The organism is Streptomyces sp. NPDC051310 (assembly GCF_044455245.1).
GTDB lineage: Bacteria > Actinomycetota > Actinomycetes > Streptomycetales > Streptomycetaceae > Streptomyces.
Genome location: NZ_JBITEO010000004.1, coordinates 395,777 through 414,483, shown reverse-complemented (window position 1 = coordinate 414,483; position 18,707 = coordinate 395,777). Strand labels below are relative to the sequence as shown.

General features: G+C 74.9%; 17 protein-coding genes. 15 read left to right on the top strand and 2 right to left on the bottom strand.

What is annotated here, in order from left to right:
• The first annotated feature begins 1 nt into the window (after position 1).
• The 11 genes from ACIA79_RS08920 (at position 2) to ACIA79_RS08870 (ending at position 13,746) form a co-directional block, all read left to right on the top strand.
• Positions 2-1,462, top strand: a complete 1,461-nt coding sequence (locus ACIA79_RS08920; protein ID WP_399427455.1) for a phosphotransferase — start codon at positions 2-4, stop codon at positions 1,460-1,462.
• Between the two features lie 11 nt (positions 1,463-1,473).
• Positions 1,474-3,609, top strand: coding sequence for a glycosyltransferase (locus ACIA79_RS08915; protein WP_399427454.1), 2,136 nt, complete (start codon positions 1,474-1,476; stop codon positions 3,607-3,609).
• A complete protein-coding gene (locus tag ACIA79_RS08910; RefSeq protein WP_399427453.1) occupies positions 3,602-4,717 on the top strand; it encodes a sugar phosphate nucleotidyltransferase in 1,116 nt (371 codons plus the stop codon). The genes ACIA79_RS08915 and ACIA79_RS08910 overlap by 8 nt, the downstream gene beginning before the upstream one ends.
• Positions 4,710-5,738, top strand: a complete 1,029-nt coding sequence (locus ACIA79_RS08905) for an ROK family protein (RefSeq protein ID WP_399427452.1) — start codon at positions 4,710-4,712, stop codon at positions 5,736-5,738. Before ACIA79_RS08910 ends, ACIA79_RS08905 begins: the two co-directional genes overlap by 8 nt.
• Positions 5,735-6,634 (top strand): SDR family oxidoreductase, encoded by a 900-nt coding sequence (locus ACIA79_RS08900; protein WP_399427451.1) that lies wholly within the window; start codon positions 5,735-5,737, stop codon positions 6,632-6,634. The genes ACIA79_RS08905 and ACIA79_RS08900 overlap by 4 nt, the downstream gene beginning before the upstream one ends.
• Complete coding sequence (locus ACIA79_RS08895) at positions 6,631-7,188, top strand: NUDIX domain-containing protein (RefSeq protein ID WP_399427450.1); 558 nt, start codon at positions 6,631-6,633, stop codon at positions 7,186-7,188. The genes ACIA79_RS08900 and ACIA79_RS08895 overlap by 4 nt, the downstream gene beginning before the upstream one ends.
• Positions 7,185-8,060 (top strand): HAD family hydrolase, encoded by an 876-nt coding sequence (locus ACIA79_RS08890; protein WP_399427449.1) that lies wholly within the window; start codon positions 7,185-7,187, stop codon positions 8,058-8,060. The genes ACIA79_RS08895 and ACIA79_RS08890 overlap by 4 nt, the downstream gene beginning before the upstream one ends.
• Before the next feature lie 62 nt (positions 8,061-8,122).
• Positions 8,123-9,046, top strand: a complete 924-nt coding sequence (locus ACIA79_RS08885; protein ID WP_399427448.1) for an adenosine kinase — start codon at positions 8,123-8,125, stop codon at positions 9,044-9,046.
• A complete protein-coding gene (locus ACIA79_RS08880) occupies positions 9,043-10,536 on the top strand; it encodes a GMC family oxidoreductase (protein WP_399427447.1) in 1,494 nt (497 codons plus the stop codon). Before ACIA79_RS08885 ends, ACIA79_RS08880 begins: the two co-directional genes overlap by 4 nt.
• Before the next feature lie 5 nt (positions 10,537-10,541).
• Positions 10,542-11,510, top strand: a complete 969-nt coding sequence (locus ACIA79_RS08875; protein ID WP_399427446.1) for an aldo/keto reductase family oxidoreductase — start codon at positions 10,542-10,544, stop codon at positions 11,508-11,510.
• A 49-nt stretch (positions 11,511-11,559) separates the two neighbouring features.
• Complete coding sequence (locus tag ACIA79_RS08870; RefSeq protein WP_399427445.1) at positions 11,560-13,746, top strand: radical SAM protein; 2,187 nt, start codon at positions 11,560-11,562, stop codon at positions 13,744-13,746.
• Positions 13,747-13,859: 113 nt separating this feature from the next.
• On the opposite strand, the gene ACIA79_RS08865 is transcribed toward ACIA79_RS08870, so the two are convergent.
• Together ACIA79_RS08865 and ACIA79_RS08860 are read right to left on the bottom strand one after the other, a co-directional pair.
• A complete protein-coding gene (locus tag ACIA79_RS08865; protein ID WP_399427444.1) occupies positions 13,860-14,618 on the bottom strand; it encodes an alpha/beta hydrolase family protein in 759 nt (252 codons plus the stop codon).
• On the bottom strand, positions 14,582-15,061 hold the full coding sequence (locus ACIA79_RS08860; protein WP_399427443.1) for a hypothetical protein: 480 nt from the start codon (positions 15,059-15,061) through the stop codon (positions 14,582-14,584). Before ACIA79_RS08860 ends, ACIA79_RS08865 begins: the two co-directional genes overlap by 37 nt.
• A 300-nt stretch (positions 15,062-15,361) precedes the next feature.
• Between ACIA79_RS08860 and ACIA79_RS08855 the strand changes: the two genes are divergently transcribed.
• The 4 genes from ACIA79_RS08855 (at position 15,362) to ACIA79_RS08840 (ending at position 18,615) form a co-directional block, all read left to right on the top strand.
• Positions 15,362-15,901 carry a hypothetical protein gene (locus ACIA79_RS08855; RefSeq protein WP_399427441.1) on the top strand — a complete coding sequence of 180 codons (540 nt, stop codon included), beginning with the start codon at positions 15,362-15,364 and terminating at the stop codon, positions 15,899-15,901.
• Between the two features lie 73 nt (positions 15,902-15,974).
• On the top strand, positions 15,975-16,811 hold the full coding sequence (locus ACIA79_RS08850; RefSeq protein WP_399427440.1) for a DUF4097 family beta strand repeat-containing protein: 837 nt from the start codon (positions 15,975-15,977) through the stop codon (positions 16,809-16,811).
• A 26-nt stretch (positions 16,812-16,837) separates the two neighbouring features.
• Positions 16,838-17,827, top strand: a complete 990-nt coding sequence (locus tag ACIA79_RS08845; RefSeq protein WP_399427439.1) for an ATP-binding cassette domain-containing protein — start codon at positions 16,838-16,840, stop codon at positions 17,825-17,827.
• Positions 17,824-18,615: an ABC transporter permease gene (locus tag ACIA79_RS08840; RefSeq protein ID WP_399427438.1), complete on the top strand. Its 792-nt coding sequence runs from the start codon at positions 17,824-17,826 to the stop codon at positions 18,613-18,615. The genes ACIA79_RS08845 and ACIA79_RS08840 overlap by 4 nt, the downstream gene beginning before the upstream one ends.
• Positions 18,616-18,707 lie beyond the last annotated feature (92 nt).

The window sequence follows — 18,707 nt, the reverse complement described above, 5'->3', positions numbered from 1 at the left end:
CTTGGACACCCTGCTGCTCGGCGCCCCTCCCCCCGCGGTCGTGAACCTGCTCCGCGAGGCCTCGTGGATGGAGGAGACGCCGCGGCGCACCGGCCGCTTCGCACTGCACGACACGGCCGTGCTCGGCGACGTGCGGCTGCTGATCGTCGCGTCCGTCACCGCGGACGCCACCGCCCGCTGGTTCGTGCCCGTCACCGGTACCGCACCGGTCCGCAGCGCCACCTGCGACGCCTCGTTCGACCGGCTCGTCGTCGCGGCGCTGCGCGACGGGCTGGACCTGCCCACGGCGCGGGGCAACACCGTCCGGTTCCGCGGCGCGCCGCCCGCGTACCGCGGTCAGGTGCCCTTCGACCCGGGCTGGTGCTCCAACACGCTCTCCCTGCTCGACCTGGGCGGCGGGGCGCACGTCCACAAGACGTACCGCCGCATCGACAGCGGCACCCGTGAGCCGGAGCTGCTCCGCCTCATGGCCTCCACCGGCCGTACGCAGCAGCCGGCGGGCGACTACACGTACGTGGACGCGTCCACCGGCCGCGAGGAACCGCTCGGCGTCGTGTACCGCTTCGCCGCCGGTGAGGGGCTGAACGTCCCGCTGCGCACCGGGATACGCGCCGTGTGGCCGCTGCTGGCGGCGGGTGCCGCACCCGACGGCGCGGTGGCCGCTTCCCTGCGCGGCCTCACCGCGCCCCTGCGGGAGGCAGGGCGTTTCCTGCACGGCTTCCACCGGGACCTGGCGGAGCGGCTCGGCGGGCACCCGGAGGGAGCCGCCGAGGCGCAGACGGCCGAGGCGGCCCGGCGGCTGTCGGCGCTGCGCCCGCGGATCCTGGACGACACCCGCTACCCGGCCGCGGTGCGGCAGGCCGCCGTCTCCGGTCTGGAACGCGCGCTGCGGGCCGTGCGGTCGCTGCCGGCCCGGCCCTGGCCGGCCGGCCCCTGCCACGGCGACCTGCACCTGTCCCACCTGCTGCGCCGGGAACGGGCCGACGGCACCTGGGAGATGTGCGTGATCGACCTGTCCACGCCCTGCCCCGACCCGGAGGACCCGTCGACGGTCTCCTCGCCGTGGCAGGACCTGGCGGCCCTGCGACGCGGTCTGGAGATCTTCGCCGCCGACGAGTTCACCGACCACGCCGCGCAGACGGTCGGCATGGACCCCGAGGACACCTGCCGCACGGCCCTGCTGCAGGCCGCGGGCGTGGCGCCCGACACCCCCGGCTGGACGGCCCGCCGGCTGGCGGAGCTGGGCCGGCTGCGCGCGGCCGCCGGGCTGTGGGCGACCCGGGCGGGCGACCTGCTGGCCGACCCCGGTCCCGGCTCCTCGCTCCACCCGGCCTGGCGCCTGATCCGGCTGCGCCGCCTGATCCACGAGCTGGAGTACGCGTACGCCCACGACCGCGCCTACCACGCGGCGATCAACCTGCGGCACGCCGTGGAGGCCAGCGGCGTTCCGGCCTCCCGGTGAAGGACGACACCGTGCACATCATCGAGACCTACTTCGAATGCGGAGGCTTCGACCACCGCTTCCTCCAGGGCGGCATCTCCGTCTACCTGTGGAACCTCTCCACGGAGTTCGCCCGCCAGGGGCACCGCGTCTCCGTCGTCACCCCGGCCCACGGCCGCCTCGACGACCTGCGCCGCGACTACGACGTGGAGACGCTGGACTACCGGGACAGCTACGAGCTGCCCCTCGTCCTCGACCCGGGCACCTGGGGCGAGCGCTTCCCCTCCGAGGTGCGCATCCCGCTGACCACCACGGCGCACCGGGTGCGCCTGGAGGGCGTGGACCTGTACTTCCTCTCCAACGAGCTGCTCGACGAGCTGCCCGACCGGTTCTACCCGCCGTACGACAGCAAGGGCCGGGACCTGGTGTTCTTCAAGCCGCTCGCCTACCAGGTGGACACGATCCGCTTCGTGCGCGAGCGGCTGGGCGACGGCAGGGCGCTGCTGCACGCCCACGAGCCGTACTACCACTACCTGATGCCGGCCGCTTTCCGCGACGACCCGGACATGCTCGTCGTGTCCACGGTGCAGAGCAACATGCCGATCACCAAGAAGGTCCACCGGCCCAAGGTCGAGCGGCTCCTGGACCTGCTGGGCGCGCCCGTCGCGCTGCCGCCGGAGGACGAGGACCCCGACCGGCCGCCCACCGGGGCCGAGGCCGTGATGAGCGCGTACCAGCAGCGCACCCACCTGCACTACGAGTACGGGCCCGGTCACGTGCGCGTCTACGACCTGGTGGCGGACCACGCCGACCTGATCGACTTCCTGTCCCCCGGGCACCTGGAGTTCTACACCGGCTTCGCGGACACGCCGTTCGAGCAGCTGTTCACCGGCCATCCGGTGCGCGACGCGGTGCGCCGCAACGCGCACAAGGCGTTCGTGGGCGGCTGCGCCATCGGGGACCGGTGGACCGGGGGGCGGCCGCCCGCCGACGACCGGGCCGGGGTGCTGTCCTCCCTGGGCCTCGACCCCGCCCTGCCGACGTTCTTCCACAACGCCCGCTACGCCGTGCACCACAAGGGGCAGACGGAGCTGTTCCGTGCCGTCGACCGGGTGCTGAGCGAGGGCCTGGCGGCCAATTTCGTGCTGCGCTGCCTCACCGACGGCGGCATCGGCGACCCGTACGTCAACGACGTCGTCACCCGTCACCGGGGCCGCATCCATCTGGAGTGCGAGCGCGTCGAGGAGGAACGGATCGTCGCGTACGCCGCCGCGTCGGACTTCTGCCTCTTCCCGTCGAAGTTCGAGATGGACACCTTCCTGATAGCCCAGGGGGAGGCGATGGCGATGGGGGCGGTGCCGATCGCCACCGCGCAGCTCGGCATGGCCCACTTCGGCCACACCGGCGACCCGCTGGACGGCCCCGGCGCCGCGACCGCCACGGGGTTCGCGGTGAACCGCTCGTTCGCCGAGGACGACGCCCTGCTCGTGGACGCGCTCGCCCGGCGCATCCGCGAAGCGGTGGCCCTGCTCCGCGACCGGCCCGGCGACCACCGCCGGCTGCGGTCCAACGCCATCGCCCGGGCACGGCGGTTCACCTGGGAGAACGTCGCGCGGCGGCACACGGAGGCGTTCACCGCGCTGTGGGAGGGCCGGCGGCCCGCGCCGGGCATCGAACTGCCGTTGCGCCACGGCTGGTTCGACCTGCTGCCGCCGGAGGCGTACGAGACCCACCGCGATGCCGTCGCCGCGGCGGCTGCCCGCCTGGGTGACGCCGACGCCTATGGGCGCTGCCGGCCCGTCGACGCGGCGGCGGCCCGCGCCCTGTTCGACGCCGCCTGGGAGCGCGCCGACTTCGCCCGGTGCGCGGCGGTCGCCGGCGGTGACCGGGAGCTGCGCGACCGGCTGGCGGGGCGGTGCGCCGTCGAGGACGGCAGGATCGTGTACCGGCTGCCCCACGCCGAGCGGGTGGAGCTGGTGGAGCCCGGCCCGCCGGGGCCGGGGCGCCGGGGCGTGACCGTCCGCCCCCTGGAGCGCTCCGCGCCCGGGGAGTTCACCGGGCCGCTGCCGCCGGCCGGGCGGGACGCCCCGCAGGGCGAGCGGGACGTCCACCTGCTGGTCACCCTCGCCTCGGGCCGCTGCGCGTGGGACGGGGTGCGCCGTGGCTGAGCCGGTGCGCGCGGCCCTGCTCGCGGGCGGCGAGGGACGCAGGATGGGCCGGCTCGGACGGGGCAGGCTCAAACCGCTGGTGCCCTTCGGCGGCACCTGCCGGCTGATCGACTTCTCGCTCGCCAACGCCGAGGCGTCGGGCCTGGGCGAGGTGCTGCTGCTGTCCCAGTACGAGGAGCGGCAGCTGATGGACGACCTGTACCGCACCTGGTGGCGGCCCGGCTTCCGGGTGCACTTCGGGCCATACGACCGGGGCTACCGGGAGGGCACCGGCTACCGTCCGCCGGACGGCCCCGGGCGGCCGGAGCGCGGTACGGCCGACGCGCTGATCCGCAAGGCCCCGTACCTGTTCGCCCCCGGCACCACGGAGATCCTGCTGCTGCACGCGGATCACGTGTACCGCTTCGACCACCGTCCGCTGATCGAGGCACACCGCCGCGGCGGCGCGGCGCTGACGCTCGCCTACCAGCGCATCGAGCGCCGCTGGGTGCACCTGTTCGGGATGGTGGAGTTCGACGCCGCCGGGCAGCTCACCGCGTTCGTGGAGAAGCCGGCGGAGCCGACCAGCGACCTCGTCTTCGCCGCCTTCTGCGTCTTCGACGCGGCCCGGCTCCACCGCTACCTGGAGGAGCTCGACGGCACCGGCTGGCAGCACGACATCAGCCGGGACGTCATCCCCGCCATGCTGGCGGGCGGCGAGCGCATCCTCGGGTACGAAGTCGCCTCGCACTGGGAGGACATCGGCACGGTCGACCGCTACCACCGGGCGCACCTGGCGCTCCTCGCGCCCGGCGCGCCGCTCACGCTGGCGGACCTCCCGCGCACCATCAGCCCCGGCACGGCGCGCCGCCTGGTCGGCCGCGCCCCGGGCATCGAACGCTCCCTCGTGCCGGCCGACCTGGTCAACGGCGGCCGGATCGAGCGCAGCGTCGCCTTCCCCGGCGTACGCGTGGGGGCCGGGGCGCGGGTGCGCCGCAGCGTCCTGCTGCCGGGCGCCGTCGTCCCCGCCGGGGCCGACATCGACGGGGCGATCGTCCTGGAGGACGGATCCGTGGAGCAGCCTCCCCAGCCGCATGCCACCGCAGGAAGCAGAGGAACCCGTGTCTGAACCAGCCTTCACCGTCGCCGACGTCGGCGGAACGACCCTGCGGACCGGCCGCTACGACGCCGGTGCGGGCACCCTCGCCGATGTGCGCCGCACGCCCACGGACGGCATCGCCCTCCATCCGGGGGCGCCGGTGCCCGTGCTGCAGCGGCAGGTGGCCGAGCAGCTCGGCCGGCTCGCCGGGGAGGCCGTCGCACGGCACGGCAGCCGCGCCCTCGCCGTCGCGTTCGCCGGCCCGGTGACGGCCGACGGGCGGGTCGTCACCGCCCCGACGATCTGGGGCGGCCGCGGCGCGCCCCTGCCGCTGCGCGACCTCCTCGAAGAGCGGCTGAGCGTGCCGGTCGTCGTGGTCAACGACCTCACGGCAGCGGTCTGGCGCCATGTGCGGGGCCCCCACGAGCCGCCGTTCTGCCTGATCACGGTCAGCTCCGGGATCGGCAGCAAGGTGTACCGGGCGGGCGAGGTGCTCCTCGACGCCGAGGGCCACGGGGGCGAGCTGGGCCACTGGAGGTGCGACCCCTCACCGCAGGCGGCGCCGTGCGACTGCGGCGGGCGGGGTCACCTGGGCGGCATCGCCTCGGGCCGGGGCGTGCTGGCCGCCGCGCGTCGCGCCGCCGCCGCGGACCCCGGCGGCTACGCCCGCTCCGCCCTCGCGGACCTGGCCCCCGACCCGGCCCGCCTCGGCAATCCGGCGCTGGCCGCCGCGATCCGCGCGCACGACCCGTTCGCCACCGCGGTGCTGCGCGGTGGGCTCACCCATCTGGCGTCCGCCATCACGTCGGTGTTCACCTCGATCGGTGTGCGCCGCTACGTCCTGATGGGCGGGTTCGCCCTCGCGGTCGGGCCCCGCTACGCCGAACTGCTCACCGAGGAGCTGCAGCGGCTCGGCTGCTTCGGCCTCACGCCGGAGGAGATCGGCCGGATGGTGGTCCTCGGCGCCGCGGACGACGACCACGGGCTGATCGGAGCCGGGCGGCTGCTCGCCGCGCGCGGCGCGGCGCGGCAGGTGGTGACGGCGGTATGACGCGCACGCTGATCGTCGGCAGCGGTTTCGTGGGACGCGCCGTCGCCGCCCGGCTCGCCGCCCGGGGGGAGCGGCCGGTGCTCGCCTCCCGCCGCCCGCCCGCAGGTGCCCCGGCGTCCTGGGTCCCGCTGGACGCGGCCGATGCGGCCGCCTGCCGGCGGGTCGTCGGTGAGGTGCGCCCCGACCGCGTGGTCCTGGTGCACGGGCCGTCGGACGTGACGTGGTGCGAGGCCCACCCGGACCGGGCGGTGGCGCTGCACACCGCGGCGGCACGGAACCTCACGGCCGCCGCGCCGGGGCTGCGCACGGTCCTCGTCTCCACCGACAACGTCTTCCCCGGCCGCTCCCCCGTCAACGACGAGTCGGCCCCCACCGCGCCCGCCAACGCCTACGGCCGGGCGAAGCTCGCCGCCGAGGCCGTGGTGCGCGGCACCGCGGACGCCACGGTGCTGCGGGTCAGCCTGGTCTACGGCTGGGAACCGGAGCGCAGCGCGAAGTGGCTCAACTTCTTCGCCGCCTGCGCCCACCGGCTGCGCCGCGGTGAGCCCGTGGAGGCCCCGGACGACCAGTGGACGACCCCGGTGCTGGTGACGGACGTCGCCGAGGTGACGGCGGCCGCCCTCGCCCCCGGCACGCCGCCGCTGCTCCATCTCGGTGGTCCCGAGGTGGTGTCGCGGGCCGCGTGGGCCGAGGCCGTGGCCGACGGGCTGGGCGTGCCGCGTTCCCTGGTGGTGCGGGTGCCGAAGGCGGACGGCCGCTACGCGAGCAGGCCCGCCCACAGCTGTCTGACGAGCCGTCTCCTCGACGGCTTCCTCGCCGGGCACGGGCTCCGGGTGCGGGGTGTCGCCGAAGGGGTACGTACCCTGCTCGACCGCCCCGAAGGGAGAGCCGCGTGATCCGCACCATCCGCTCCCGCGAGGTCTACCGCAACCCGTGGATGAGCGTGCGCGAGGACGACATCCGCCGCCCCGACGGCAGCCGGGGCCGCTACGGCGTCGTGGACAAGCCCGACTACGCCCTGGTGATCCCCCGTCAGGAGGGCCGGGTGTGCCTGGTGGAGCAGTTCCGCTACCCGGTGGGCGGCCGGTACTGGGAGTTCCCGCAGGGTTCGTGGCCCGCGGGGCACCGGGGCGGCGGCACCGCGCTCGATCTGGCCCGTGCCGAGCTGCGCGAGGAGACCGGTCTGCGGGCCGCCCGCATGACGCTCCTCGGGCGGGTGCACGTCGCCTACGGGTACGCCAGCCAGGGCTGCGACGTCTTCCTCGCCGAGGAGCTCACCGAGGGCGAGCCCGAACCGGAGCCCTCCGAGGCCGACATGGAGCGGCGCTGGGCCGGCCCCGGCGAGTGGCGGGAGCTGGTGCGCTCGGGCCGCGTCACCGACGCCGCGTCCCTGGCCGCGCACACGCTGCTGCTCCTCCACGACGAGCGGCGGCGGGAGGCCGGGCGGTGAGCGCACCGCGCCCGGTGCCCGGCCCCGCCCGCCGGCCGACCTTCTCCGTCGTCGCCACGGACCTCGACGGCACGCTGCTCCGCGCCGATCTCACCGTCTCCGCCCGGACGCGTGCCGCCCTCGCGCGGGCCGCGGCCCTCGGCGCCCGTCACCTGGTGGTCACCGGCCGCCCCGCCGCGGGCTGCCGCAGCCTGCTGGAGCCGCTGGGGTACCGGGGGGTGGCGGTGTGCGGCCAGGGCGCCCAGCTGTACGACGTCGGCGCGGACCGTCTGCTGGCCACGGCGGCCCTGGACCGCCCCACCGTCCGCGCGCTCGTGAGCCGCATCGCCGAGGAGGCGGGGCCGCTGGCGCTCGGCGTGGTGACCGCGGGCCTCGCCGGGGAGTTCCTGGTCACCCCCGGGTTCGGTGACCGGGTGCGGCACGGCTGGCGGCTCGTGGAGGACCACGGAGCGCTGTGGGCGCACCCCGTGGAGAAGGTGCTGATCCGCAGCCGGCGGCTCGGCGACGACGCCCTGGCCGCGCTGGCGGGACGCGTCTGCGCGGACCGGATCGCCGTCACGCACTCCGGCGAGGGCATGGTGGAACTGCTGCCCGCCGGGGTGGACAAGGGCAGCGGGCTGGCCGCCGCGGCCCGGTTGCTGGGCTTCGCCGCGGCCGACACCATCGCCTTCGGCGACATGCCCAACGACATCCCCATGCTGCGGTGGGCCGGCCACGGCGTCGCCATGGGCAACGCCCACCCCCGGCTGCGGCAGCACGCCGACGAGACCGCGCCGGGCAACGACGACGACGGCGTCGCGGCCGTCCTCGAACGCCTCTTCCCGCCCCTGTCCGACTCCCCGTCCCGCCCCCCGACCGCCCGTACCGCGTGACGGTTCGCCGTACCGCGCCGGACCGCGCCGGACCTCCCGGCCGACACAGCCAAGGAACTGCCATGAACACCGATACCGGCATCGACGTCCTCGTCCTGGGCGGCGCCGGCGTGGACACCGTCGTCCACGTCCCGGAGCTGCCCCTCCCGTTCGCCGACAGCTACATGATCCGCCCGGGGATCGTGACCCGGGCCGGCCAGAGCGGTGACTTCGTCGCCCTCGGTACGCACGCCCTGGGGCTGCGCACCCACCACCTCGACATGATCGGCGACGACCCGGAGGGCGACCTCGTGCGCGCCCTCCACCGCGACCGAGGCATCCCGTTCACCGAGGTCCGGCAGCCCCGAGGCACCAAGCGCGCGGTGAACCTCGTCGGGCCCGACGGACGGCGCCTGTCGCTGTACGACGACACCCGGGCGGGCGCGTCCGACCGGCTGCCCGAGGACGTGGTGCGGGATCTGGCCCGGGCGAGCCGGCACGCCCACGTCGTCATCACCCACCCGTGTGCCCAGGCGCTGCCCGCGCTGCGGGAAGCCGGCGCGACGATCTCGACGGACCTGCACAACTGGGACGGCGTCAACCCCTACCACGAGCCGTTCGCCCACGAGGCGGACCTCGTGTTCGTGTCCACCACGGCGCTGGCGGACCCGGAGCGGACCATGCGCGGCATCGTCGAGCGCGGCAGGGCCCGCGCCGTCGTGGCCACCGCCGGCAGCGAGGGCGCGTACCTGCTGGCCGACGGCGAGCTGACGCATATCCCGGCGGTCGCCCCGCCGGCACCGGTGGTCGACTCCAACGGCGCCGGTGACGCGTTCGCCGCCGGCTTCCTCTACGGCTGGCTGGGCGGCGAACCGCTGGAGCGCTGCGGCCGGTTCGGGGCGGTGGCCGGGGCGCACGCCTGCACCGTCCCGTCCACCCGGACCGAAGCGATCCGCCTCGCCGACCTGCTGGACCGGGCCGGTGTGCCGGCGGGGGACGGCGCATGAGCGCCTCCGCCCGCTCCACCGGCTACGACGTCGTCGTCCTGGGCGGCGGAGTCGCCGGGTGCGTCCTGGCGGCCCGCCTGAGCGAGGACCCGGGCCGGACCGTGTGCCTGGTCGAGGCGGGGCCGGACCACGGGCCGCGGTGGCGTGAGTGGCCGTCCACGCTCCTCGACGCCCACGCCCTGCCCCGCGACCACCTGTGGGAGCGCCGTACCGCCGTGCACCGGTTCCGCGCCAGGGTCCTCGGCGGTTCGTCCTGTGTGAACGGCTGCTGGAACACCTGGGGCAGCGCGGCCGATCACGAGGAGTGGGTCCGCGCGGGCGGCGAGCGCTGGTCCGCCGCGGCGCTGGAGCCCTACCGGCGGCGCGCCGTCGAGCAGATGCGCCTGCGACCCGTCCCGGAGCACGAACTGTCCGCGTGGAGCGGCGCCGCGCTGGAAGCCGCCCGCGACCTGGGCTTCGCCCGGGTCGACATGGGTGCGCCCGGCGGTCCCGGGTACGGCACGCCGCTGCTCAACGCCCTGGACGGGACCCGCTGGAACGCCGCATTCGCCTACCTCGGCGAGGCGCGCTCCCGCCCCAACCTCACCGTCCTCGGCGATACGGCCGCGCAGCGGCTGACCGTGCGCGGCGGCCGGGTCACCGCCGCCGAGGTCGTCACCGCCGGGCGGCGGGACACCCTGACGGCCGGCGCCTTCCTCGTGGCCTGCGGCACCTTCGGCTCGGCGGCGCTGCTGCTGCGCAGCGGTGTCGGCCCGGCGGACGACCTGCGCGCCCTGGGCATCCGGCCGGAGGCCGACCTGCCCGGCGTCGGGGCCAACCTCACCGACCAGCCGGGGGTGTTCGTGCCGCTCGCGCCGACCGGCGCGCTCAACGCGGCACTCGCGGCGAAGGAGCGGGAGGGCGACCTGTACGTGAGCCGCATGCTGATCCGGGCGGCCGGCGACGGGTGCCCCGAGGGGTCGTGGAACCTGCACGTCCTGCCGTCCGCGGGGGATCCGCTGTTCGGCTCGCTGCCGCCGGGCACGTACGAGGCGGGCATCTCCGCCTTCCTCATGAAGCCCGTGTCCCGCGGCCGGGTGCGGCTGCGCTCCGCCGATCCGGCCGAGGCCCCGGACATCGACCCGGGGTTCCTCTCCGACCCCGGCGGCCGGGACGCCGCCGCGCTGCGCTCGGGCCTCGGGATCGTGGAACGGCTCGCGGCGGCGCCCCCGCTGCGGGCTCTGGCGGATCCGGTGCCGGGCGGCCCCTCGCGGGAGTCGTCCGACGCGGAGCTGCGGGCCCGGCTCGGCACGTACTGGCACCCCGTCGGCACCTGTGCCATGGGGCGGCCGGAGGACCCGCTCGCCGTGACCGACGGCGAGGGCAGGGTGCGCGGCCTGGCGAACCTGCGTGTCGTGGACGCCTCCCTGCTGCCGACCGTTCCCGCATCGAACACCCAGCTCCCGGTGCTCGCCGCCGCGGAGATGCTCGCCGACGCCGTGAAGGACTGAACCGCATGCGCGACACCACACCGGGCGGAGCCCACGGAGCGGCCCGGCCGCCGCACGGCCGGCTGCTGTACGGCTGCATGGGCCTGGGCGGCACCTGGGACGACAGGCCGTACACCGCCGCCGACATCGACCACGCCCAGGCCGCCGTCGAGGCCGCGCTCGACGCGGGCATCACCGCCTTCGACCACGCGGACATCTACCGGCACGGAAAGTCCGAAGCGGTCTTCGGAGAGGTGCTGTCCCGGGCGCCCGGGCTGCGGGAGCGGATCGTGCTCCAGACCAAGTGCGGCATCCGGCTCCCCGCGGAGGGCCGCCCGGGGCTGTACGACCTGCGCGCCGACAGCATCGTCCGCCGCGTGCGGGAGAGCCTGGCCCGGCTGCGTACGGACGTGATCGACACGCTCCTCCTGCACCGCCCCGACCCGCTCGCCCGCCCCGAGGAGATCGCCCGGGCGCTCGGCGACCTCCACTCCGAGGGGCTGGTGCGGCAGTTCGGCGTGTCGAACATGAGCGCCGCCCAGATCGACCGGCTCCAGGCGCACCTCGACGTGCCGCTGGTGGCGAACCAGCTGGAGATGAGCCTGGAGCGGCGCGACTGGGTCGAGGCCGGCGTCCTGGTGAACACCGGCGCCGCGGCCGCCAACGGCTTCCCGGCCGGGACGCTGGAGTACTGCGCCGCCCACGGCATCGAGCTCCAGGCGTGGGGAGCCCTCGCCCGCGGCCGCTACACCGGCGCCGAGCCGTCTCCCGCGGCCGACCTGATCGGGGAGCTCGCCGCGGCCAAGGGGACGACGCCGGAGACCGTCCTGCTGTGGTGGCTCCAGCGGCACCCGGCCGGCATCCGCCCGGTGGTCGGCACCAGCCGGCCCGAACGCATCCGCGCCTGCCGTGACGCGGCCGTCGGGGAGCCCGGCCTGTCCCACGAGGAGTGGTACGCGCTGTGGATCGCCGCCCGAGGCAAGCCCCTGCCCTGACCCCGCCACCGCCACCGCCCGCGCCGGCCCACCCCACGGAGAGACCACAGTGACACCGAGCACCGACGCCGCCACCCCCGCACCTGCTGCCGCCACCACACCCGTACCCGCTGCCGCGCCGGCGGCCGCGCCCGCCACTCCCGGCACCGCGGCCACGAACGCCGCCGCCGGTACCGGCCTGCTCCAGGCGGCCCGCTTCTACATCACCTTCCGCTGCAACTCGCTCTGCGGCTACTGCAACGTCTGGCAGGACGACAAGTTCAAGGGCTACGAGGAACTGAGCCTGGAGCGCGGCCGGCAGATCCTGGACGAGCTGCACGCCCTCGGCGTGCGCTACGTCGACTTCACCGGCGGTGAGCCCGTGCTGCACCCGCACATCGACGGCATCGTCCAGCACGCCAAGTCCCTCGGCATGACGGTCGAGATCACCACCAACGGGATCCGCTTCGCCCAGCACATCGAGGCGATCGTGCCGTACGTCGACACCATGAACGTCTCCCTCGACACGCTGCGGCCGGACCGGTACCGGGCCATCCGGGGCGTGCCGACCCTGGACCGGGCGCTCGACGTCATCCGGCGCATCGCCGCCACCGGGTCCGGCAACCTGAAGCTCATCTGCGTCGTCACCCGCGAGAACCTGGACGAGCTGCCGGACCTGCTGCGCTTCGCGCACGACAACCGGCTGCCCGTCTACTTCTCCGGCATGTTCGAGTACTTCGACGAGCAGGACACGGTCAGGGACGTCAACCGGACCGCCCGGAAGCTGAAGCTGATCGAGCAGAACGGCAAGCCGCTCGCCGGCGCCGGTCCGCAGCGCACGGCGCGCATGTCCGCCTCCGAGCCCACGGGCGGGCGGATCGCCGACGAACTGCTGCGCCTGCTGTACCAGCCGTACGCCCTCGTCAACCTGCACTTCCGCAAGTACATGGAGACGCTGGACCCGACCGCGCCCACGGACTGCTTCGCCAACAAGCGCATCCTGACCGTCGGCCCCGACGGCCGTCTGGTCCTGCCCTGCTACCACGCCTTCGACAACTCCCTCCCGTGGGACCGCCCACTGGGCGAGCTGGTCCGGGACGAGGAGTTCCTGCGGGTGCGCGACGAGGAGGTCGGGCACCGCTCGGAGTGCCGGGACTGCACCGTCTTCCCCTACATCGGCCTGTCCTTCAGCTACCGGTTCGACAAGATCTTCCTGTACCAGGCCCTGTCCGAGGAGATCGCCAAGGTCAAGAACCGGTTCGCCAACCCCCTGCACCCCCGGCTCGACCTGCCCCTCGACGCGCTCCACCGCCGCTACGCCGAGCTGGAGCGGCTGATCGACGACAAGCTGCCCGTACCCGGACCGCCGCGCGCGGACGAGCACCTGTACCGCTTCGAGGCCGCCGCCCCCGGTGCCGCGAGCGAGTCAGGGACCGGCGCGCCCCTCGTCCCCGGCTTCGTCACCGACTTCACCGCCGGGGTCATCGCCCCCGCCGAGCTGCTGGCCGACCACGCGCGGGGCGACTGCTGGGGCATCCAGCGCTCCCCCCACACCTGGATACGCCTCGTCTACCGCGACCTCGTCCCCGCCCTGCGGGACTTCGCCGAGGAGGGGCTCCTCCCGGCCGGCGCGTACGAGCGCACGGTCGCGGAGCTGTACGCCGTCCACCTGGCGTGGTGGTACGGCTACCTCGCCCGCTACTTCCGCGGCGCGGAGGGCACCGCAACGGAGGACGCCGACGCGGTCCTCGCCCGGTTCATCGAGCGCACCGCCGCCCTGCTGCCCGCCGGCCCCGGGGCGCGGCGCGTCCGGGAGATCCTGCTGCACGCCGGCTGCGTGGCCGGTCTCCCGCCCGCGGCCCTGTCCGCGCTGGCCGTCCGCACCCCGTTCGCCGAGGCCGCGCTGATCGCCAAGCACCTGCTGCTCATCGCCGACGACGCCGAGCTGCCCGGGTACGCGGACCTGCTGCCGGACGAGGCCGCCGCACCGCTGCGCCGCGCGGGCGGGCCGCGGCCGGACGACGCCGCGGGGCACGCCCCCCTGGACGCCGGGACGGCGCGCCTCCTGGCCTACGGCGGTCCGGTGGACGGGACGGCGACCGCGGAGCGCCTCGTCACCGCCGTCGCCGCGCTCGCTCCCGAGGAGCGCACCGCCCTGGCCGACCGTCTGCTCCTCCACGAGCTGGCGGACCCGTGGACGCTGCGCGAGCGGGGCGCACCGCTGCGGGCCCACCGCTGGGCGATGGCCGGGGGCTGACGCGAGGGACCGCGCACGGCGCGAACGCCGTGCGCGGTCCGTGTGCCGGGCGCGGTCCGGTCGACCGGACGGCGGTCCGTCTGCCGGGCACGGTCCGTGTGCCCGGCGGCGGCTCACCGAGCGGGCTGGATGAAGCGCACCTCCGGGTTCTGCGGCGACGGCCCGACCAGGAGCGGCTGGGGCCGGTCGCGCAGGTGGAGGTCGAAGAAGGCCGTCACGTACGCGCGCGTCACGTCGACGGCCCGCCCCGCGGGAAGTGCCGGCTGGCTGTCGGGGTACGGCATGTTCAGCTGGTCCAGGATGACGGGCACGTCCGAGAAGCTGAAGTGGTGGGCGCCCGACACGCCCAGCCAGCGCTTCCAGCCGTCCAGGTTGCGCCACGCCGTGTCCCAGGTCGGGTCCCCGCCTCCGGGCTGGTGGACCGCGTCGTCGGTGCCGAGCATCATGAACGGCCGCTTGCCGAGCCCGGCTTCGGGCACGGGGTCGCCGAACGTGCCGTCCATGTTGATGCCGGCCAGGACGCGGCCGTCCCGGGCCATGGCCGCGGCCGAGGCGGCGCCGCCCAGGGAGTGGCCGGCCGCGCCGATCCTCTTGCGGTCGATGAGCGCGGCGTGCTTCCACACGGGTCGCGGGCCGGTCAGCCGGTCGATGACGAACGACAGGTCCTGGGCGCGGTTGACGGTGGCCTTGCGCATGTCCTCCAGCGTCTCGGCCTTCTCGCACGCCACACAGGTCAGCACGCGGCCGCCGGGGAAGACCGTGCCGGAGGACTCGTTGGCGTGGTCGACCAGGGCGACGACGTACCCCCTGCTCGCCAGTTCCTCCGCGAGGGTCGTCAGGGTGAACCGCGGGGCCCCGAAGCCGGGTGACAACAGGACCAGCGGGTGGCGGCCGCGCTCGGGCCGGGCCCCGGTGACGCTGTGGGTGCGGGTGGCGCCCAGCTTCTCGGCGGCCGCGGGGTCCTTCCCGCCGCGGCCTCCAGCAGCAGCCGCGCCTCGCGGGGGTCGGCGTACGGGGCGAAGGTGCGCCCGGCGTCGCGGGCCGGGTAGTACATGTCGACCATGAGCTCGCGCGGCCGCTCGGGCACCCACAGGTCCTGGCGGGCCCGGTCGACGAGGTGGAGCGTGGACCGGCCGACGGGCGCGAGTCCCCCGGGGCTCGGCAGCACGACACCGGCCGCGGCCTCCCGTACGGGCGCGGCGAGCGGGACGGTGCGGTCGGCGGGGGACTGCGCGTGTGCGGCCGACACGGGGGCGGCGAGGGCGAGGGCGAGGGCGGCGACGGCTGCCGGACGCAGCGTTCGTAACGTCTTCATGCCTCAGGACGCTAGGCGGCAGCGGGGGCCGTCGACGTCGGCCCTGGGTCTCGGTCGTCTACGACCAGAGATCGATCTTGAGCACCCGGCGGGGCCCACCGGAGGTGTACGCGGGCCCCTGAGGGACCCTCACACGGCGGGGACGAACACCCGCTCTCCGAGGAGTCCTTGCTCCCTCCAGCCTGCCGCGCCGGCGCGTGCTCCTGCCCCGACGCGCAATCCGCCCGTTCGACGCCCCGTGGCGCCACGTGGTGCCACAATCACTTGCCATGGCGCCATCATGGTGCCACCATGGTTCGCATGGACCTGACCCCCTACGTCGACCACCTCCGCCATGAGCTCGCGGTCGCCGCGAACGCCGGCGGGGACGAGGCCCGCGCCCTGGCCGAGCGGCTCACCGCACCGCTGGAGTCGGCCGCCCGGCTGACCCTCCTGAACGCACTCTCCGCCGCCTCGGACGAGATCACCCGCGAGCTGGCCCCGGGCTCGGTGGACGTGCGCCTGCGGGGTGTCGACCCCGAGTTCGTGGTGACGGCACCGCCGGCCGCCGATACCCCCGCCCCGGCGGCGTCCACCATGGCGGCACGGATGGCGCCACCGGTGGCACCCGTGGCGCCATCCCTTGCGGACAGCGATGACGGGGGTACGGCCCGGATCAACTTCCGGCTTCCGGCGCCGCTGAAGGCCCGCGTCGAGGAAGCGGCCGCCCGGGAGGGCCTGTCCGTCAACGCCTGGCTCGTCCGGGCCGTGGCCACCGCCCTGGAGCCGGGCGGCGCACCGTCCCGGCCGGCCGCGCGCACCCCGCGCAACGGCCAGGGCTACCAGGGCTGGGTCCGCTAGCCCAAGCCCCCGCCCCCGGCACATCCGCCCCACTTGCGGAAACACATTCCAGAGTCACGAGGACGGGACACCCATGCCTTCTTACGCAACCCCTGCACCCATCACCGCGGTCCTCGAGTTCGAGGTCGGCAACGTGCGCCTCAGCGCGAGCAAGCGCCAGGACACGGTCGTCGAGGTGCTGCCGAGCAACGGCGCCGACGACGCCGACGTACGGGCCGCACAGCAGACCAAGGTCACGTACGCCAACGGCACCCTCACCCTCAAGGGGCCAAAGAAGCGGGGCCTGTTCGGCAAGCACGGCTCGATCGACGTGACCGTCGAGCTGCCCGCCGGATCGCAGGTCCGGGGCAGCTCCTCCATCGGCGACTACACCGCCGAAGGACCGCTCGGCGAGTGCCGCATCAAGACCTCGCTCGGCGACATCCGGCTCGACGAGACCTGCGCGGTGAACCTGCGGACCGGCCACGGCGACATCCGCGTCGACCGGGCCGTGGGCGATGCCGAGATCTACGGAGCGGGGCGCGTCGACGCCGGCGAGATCACGGGAGCGGCGACCGTCAAGAACGGGAACGGCGAGACGGTGATCGGCGAGATCACCGGCGCCCTCACCGCCAACGTCGCCAACGGCCGCATCACGGTCGGCGTCGCGCACGGCTCGGTCGAGGCCAAGTCCGCCAACGGCGCGATCACCGTGAAGCAGGTGGCGCGCGGCGTGATCGACCTCCGCACCGCCGTCGGTGACGTGGAGGTCGGCATCCGCGAGTCCACCGCGGCCTGGCTGGACGTCAACTCCAAGCTCGGCACGTTCCGCAACGCGCTCGGCGCCGCCGAAGGCCCCGACGCCTCCGACGAGACCGTCGAGATCCACGCCCGCACCAGCCTCGGCGACATCGTCATCCGCCGCGCCTGACCTCTCCGGAAGGAAGACCTGAACCCATGACCGCGTTATCCGCCGCCGAAGCCCGCGCCGCGGCGCCGCCCGCCATCTCCGCGCTGGGCCTGCGCAAGTCGTACGGCGACAAGGTCGTCCTCGACGGCATCGACCTGCACATCCCCGAGGGCACGGTCTTCGCCCTCCTCGGCCCCAACGGCGCCGGCAAGACCACCACCGTCGAAATCCTGTCGACGCTCATCGCGCCCGACGCCGGGGAGGCCCAGGTCGCCGGCCACGACCTCGTCGGCCGGCCCGACGGCGTACGCGCCGCGATCGGCGTCACCGGCCAGTTCGCGGCCGTCGACAACCTCCTCACCGCCGAGGAGAACCTGCTCCTCATGGCGGACCTCCAGCACCTGCCACGGCGCGAGGGCCGCCGCCGCACGGTCGGCCTCCTGCAGCGCTTCGAACTCTCCGAGGCCGCCCGCAAGCCGGTTGCCACCTTCTCCGGCGGCATGCGCCGCAAGCTCGACCTGGCGATGACCCTGGTCGGCGACCCGAGGATCATCTTCCTCGACGAGCCGACCACCGGCCTCGACCCCCGCAGCCGCCGCACCATGTGGGAGATCATCCGCGGGCTCGTCGCCGACCACGGCGTCACCATCTTCCTGACCACGCAGTACCTGGAGGAAGCCGACCAGCTCGCCGACCGCATCGCCGTCCTCGACAAGGGCCGGCTGGTCGCCGAGGGAACCGCGGACGAGCTCAAGCGCCTCATCCCCGGCGGCCACATCCGGCTGCGCTTCGCGGCGGCCGCCGAACTCGACACCGCCGCACGTTACTTCGGCGCTGCCGCCCGCGACCCCGAGGAGCTCACGCTCCGCATCCCCAGCGACGGCAGCATCCCGACCCTGCGGGCCGTCCTCGACGTCCTGGACGGCGCGGGGGTGCGCGCCGAGTCGCTGACCGTGCACACACCCGACCTCGACGACGTCTTCCTGACCCTCACCGGCCACAGCACGCCCGACACCACCGCGGAGATGGTCCGATGAGCACCCTCCATTACGCCGTCAGCGACTCGGTCACGATGCTGCGCCGCAACCTCAAGCACGCGCTGCGCTATCCCGCGATGACGTTCTCCGTCGTCCTCATGCCGGTGATGATGCTGCTGCTGTTCACCTACGCCTTCGGCGGCGCCCTCGGCGCAGGGATCTCCGGAGCCCCCGCCGGTGGGGACGCGTACATCGACTACGTCGCGCCCGGCATCATCCTGATGGCCGCGACCTCCGGGGCGGTGGCGACGGCGGTCGGCGTCTGCGTCGACATGACGGAGGGCATCGTCAACCGGTTCCGTACGATGTCCCTCTCCCGCGCCGCGTTCCTGACCGGGCACGTCGTCGGCAGCCTCCTCCAGACCCTGGCCGGCGTCGCCCTGGTGATCGGCGTCGCCCTCGCCATCGGCTTCCGCCCCGACGCCTCCCTCGTCGAGTGGATCGCCGCGATCGGCCTGCTGACCTTCCTCATCCTGGCCCTGACCTGGCTGGCGGCCGGTATGGGCCTGGTGGCCAGGACCCCGGAGTCGGCCAGCAACACACCGCTGCCCCTGACCTTCCTGCCCTTCCTCGGCAGCGCCATCGTCCCGACCGACTCCATGCCGACGGGACTGCGCTGGTTCGCGGAGTACCAGCCCTTCACCCCGGTCATCGAGACCCTGCGCGGCCTGCTCATGGGCACCGGCATCGGCACCAGCGGATACCTCGCGCTCGCGTGGTGCGCCGGCCTGACCCTCGTCGGCTACCTCTGGGCCCGGTCGGCCTTCGGCCGTACCGCCCGGCGGTGAGCCGCCTTCCTCGGCCACCGCACGTCGCCGTTCACCGCAGCACCCTGCACCGCAGCACCCTTCACGGCACGTCGCTCTCCACGGAGGACACC

What these genes read in the sequence shown, in the direction of transcription:
- ACIA79_RS08845 (WP_399427439.1), top strand. Translation starts at nt 16,838, where the DNA reads ATGACCGCGTTATCCGCCGCCGAAGCCCGCGCCGCGGCGCCGCCCGCC.
- ACIA79_RS08860 (WP_399427443.1), bottom strand. Translation starts at nt 15,061, where the DNA reads ATGAAGACGTTACGAACGCTGCGTCCGGCAGCCGTCGCCGCCCTCGCC.
- ACIA79_RS08875 (WP_399427446.1), top strand. Translation starts at nt 10,542, where the DNA reads ATGCGCGACACCACACCGGGCGGAGCCCACGGAGCGGCCCGGCCGCCG.
- ACIA79_RS08840 (WP_399427438.1), top strand. Translation starts at nt 17,824, where the DNA reads ATGAGCACCCTCCATTACGCCGTCAGCGACTCGGTCACGATGCTGCGC.
- ACIA79_RS08900 (WP_399427451.1), top strand. Translation starts at nt 5,735, where the DNA reads ATGACGCGCACGCTGATCGTCGGCAGCGGTTTCGTGGGACGCGCCGTC.
- ACIA79_RS08885 (WP_399427448.1), top strand. Translation starts at nt 8,123, where the DNA reads ATGAACACCGATACCGGCATCGACGTCCTCGTCCTGGGCGGCGCCGGC.
- ACIA79_RS08855 (WP_399427441.1), top strand. Translation starts at nt 15,362, where the DNA reads ATGGACCTGACCCCCTACGTCGACCACCTCCGCCATGAGCTCGCGGTC.
- ACIA79_RS08880 (WP_399427447.1), top strand. Translation starts at nt 9,043, where the DNA reads ATGAGCGCCTCCGCCCGCTCCACCGGCTACGACGTCGTCGTCCTGGGC.
- ACIA79_RS08850 (WP_399427440.1), top strand. Translation starts at nt 15,975, where the DNA reads ATGCCTTCTTACGCAACCCCTGCACCCATCACCGCGGTCCTCGAGTTC.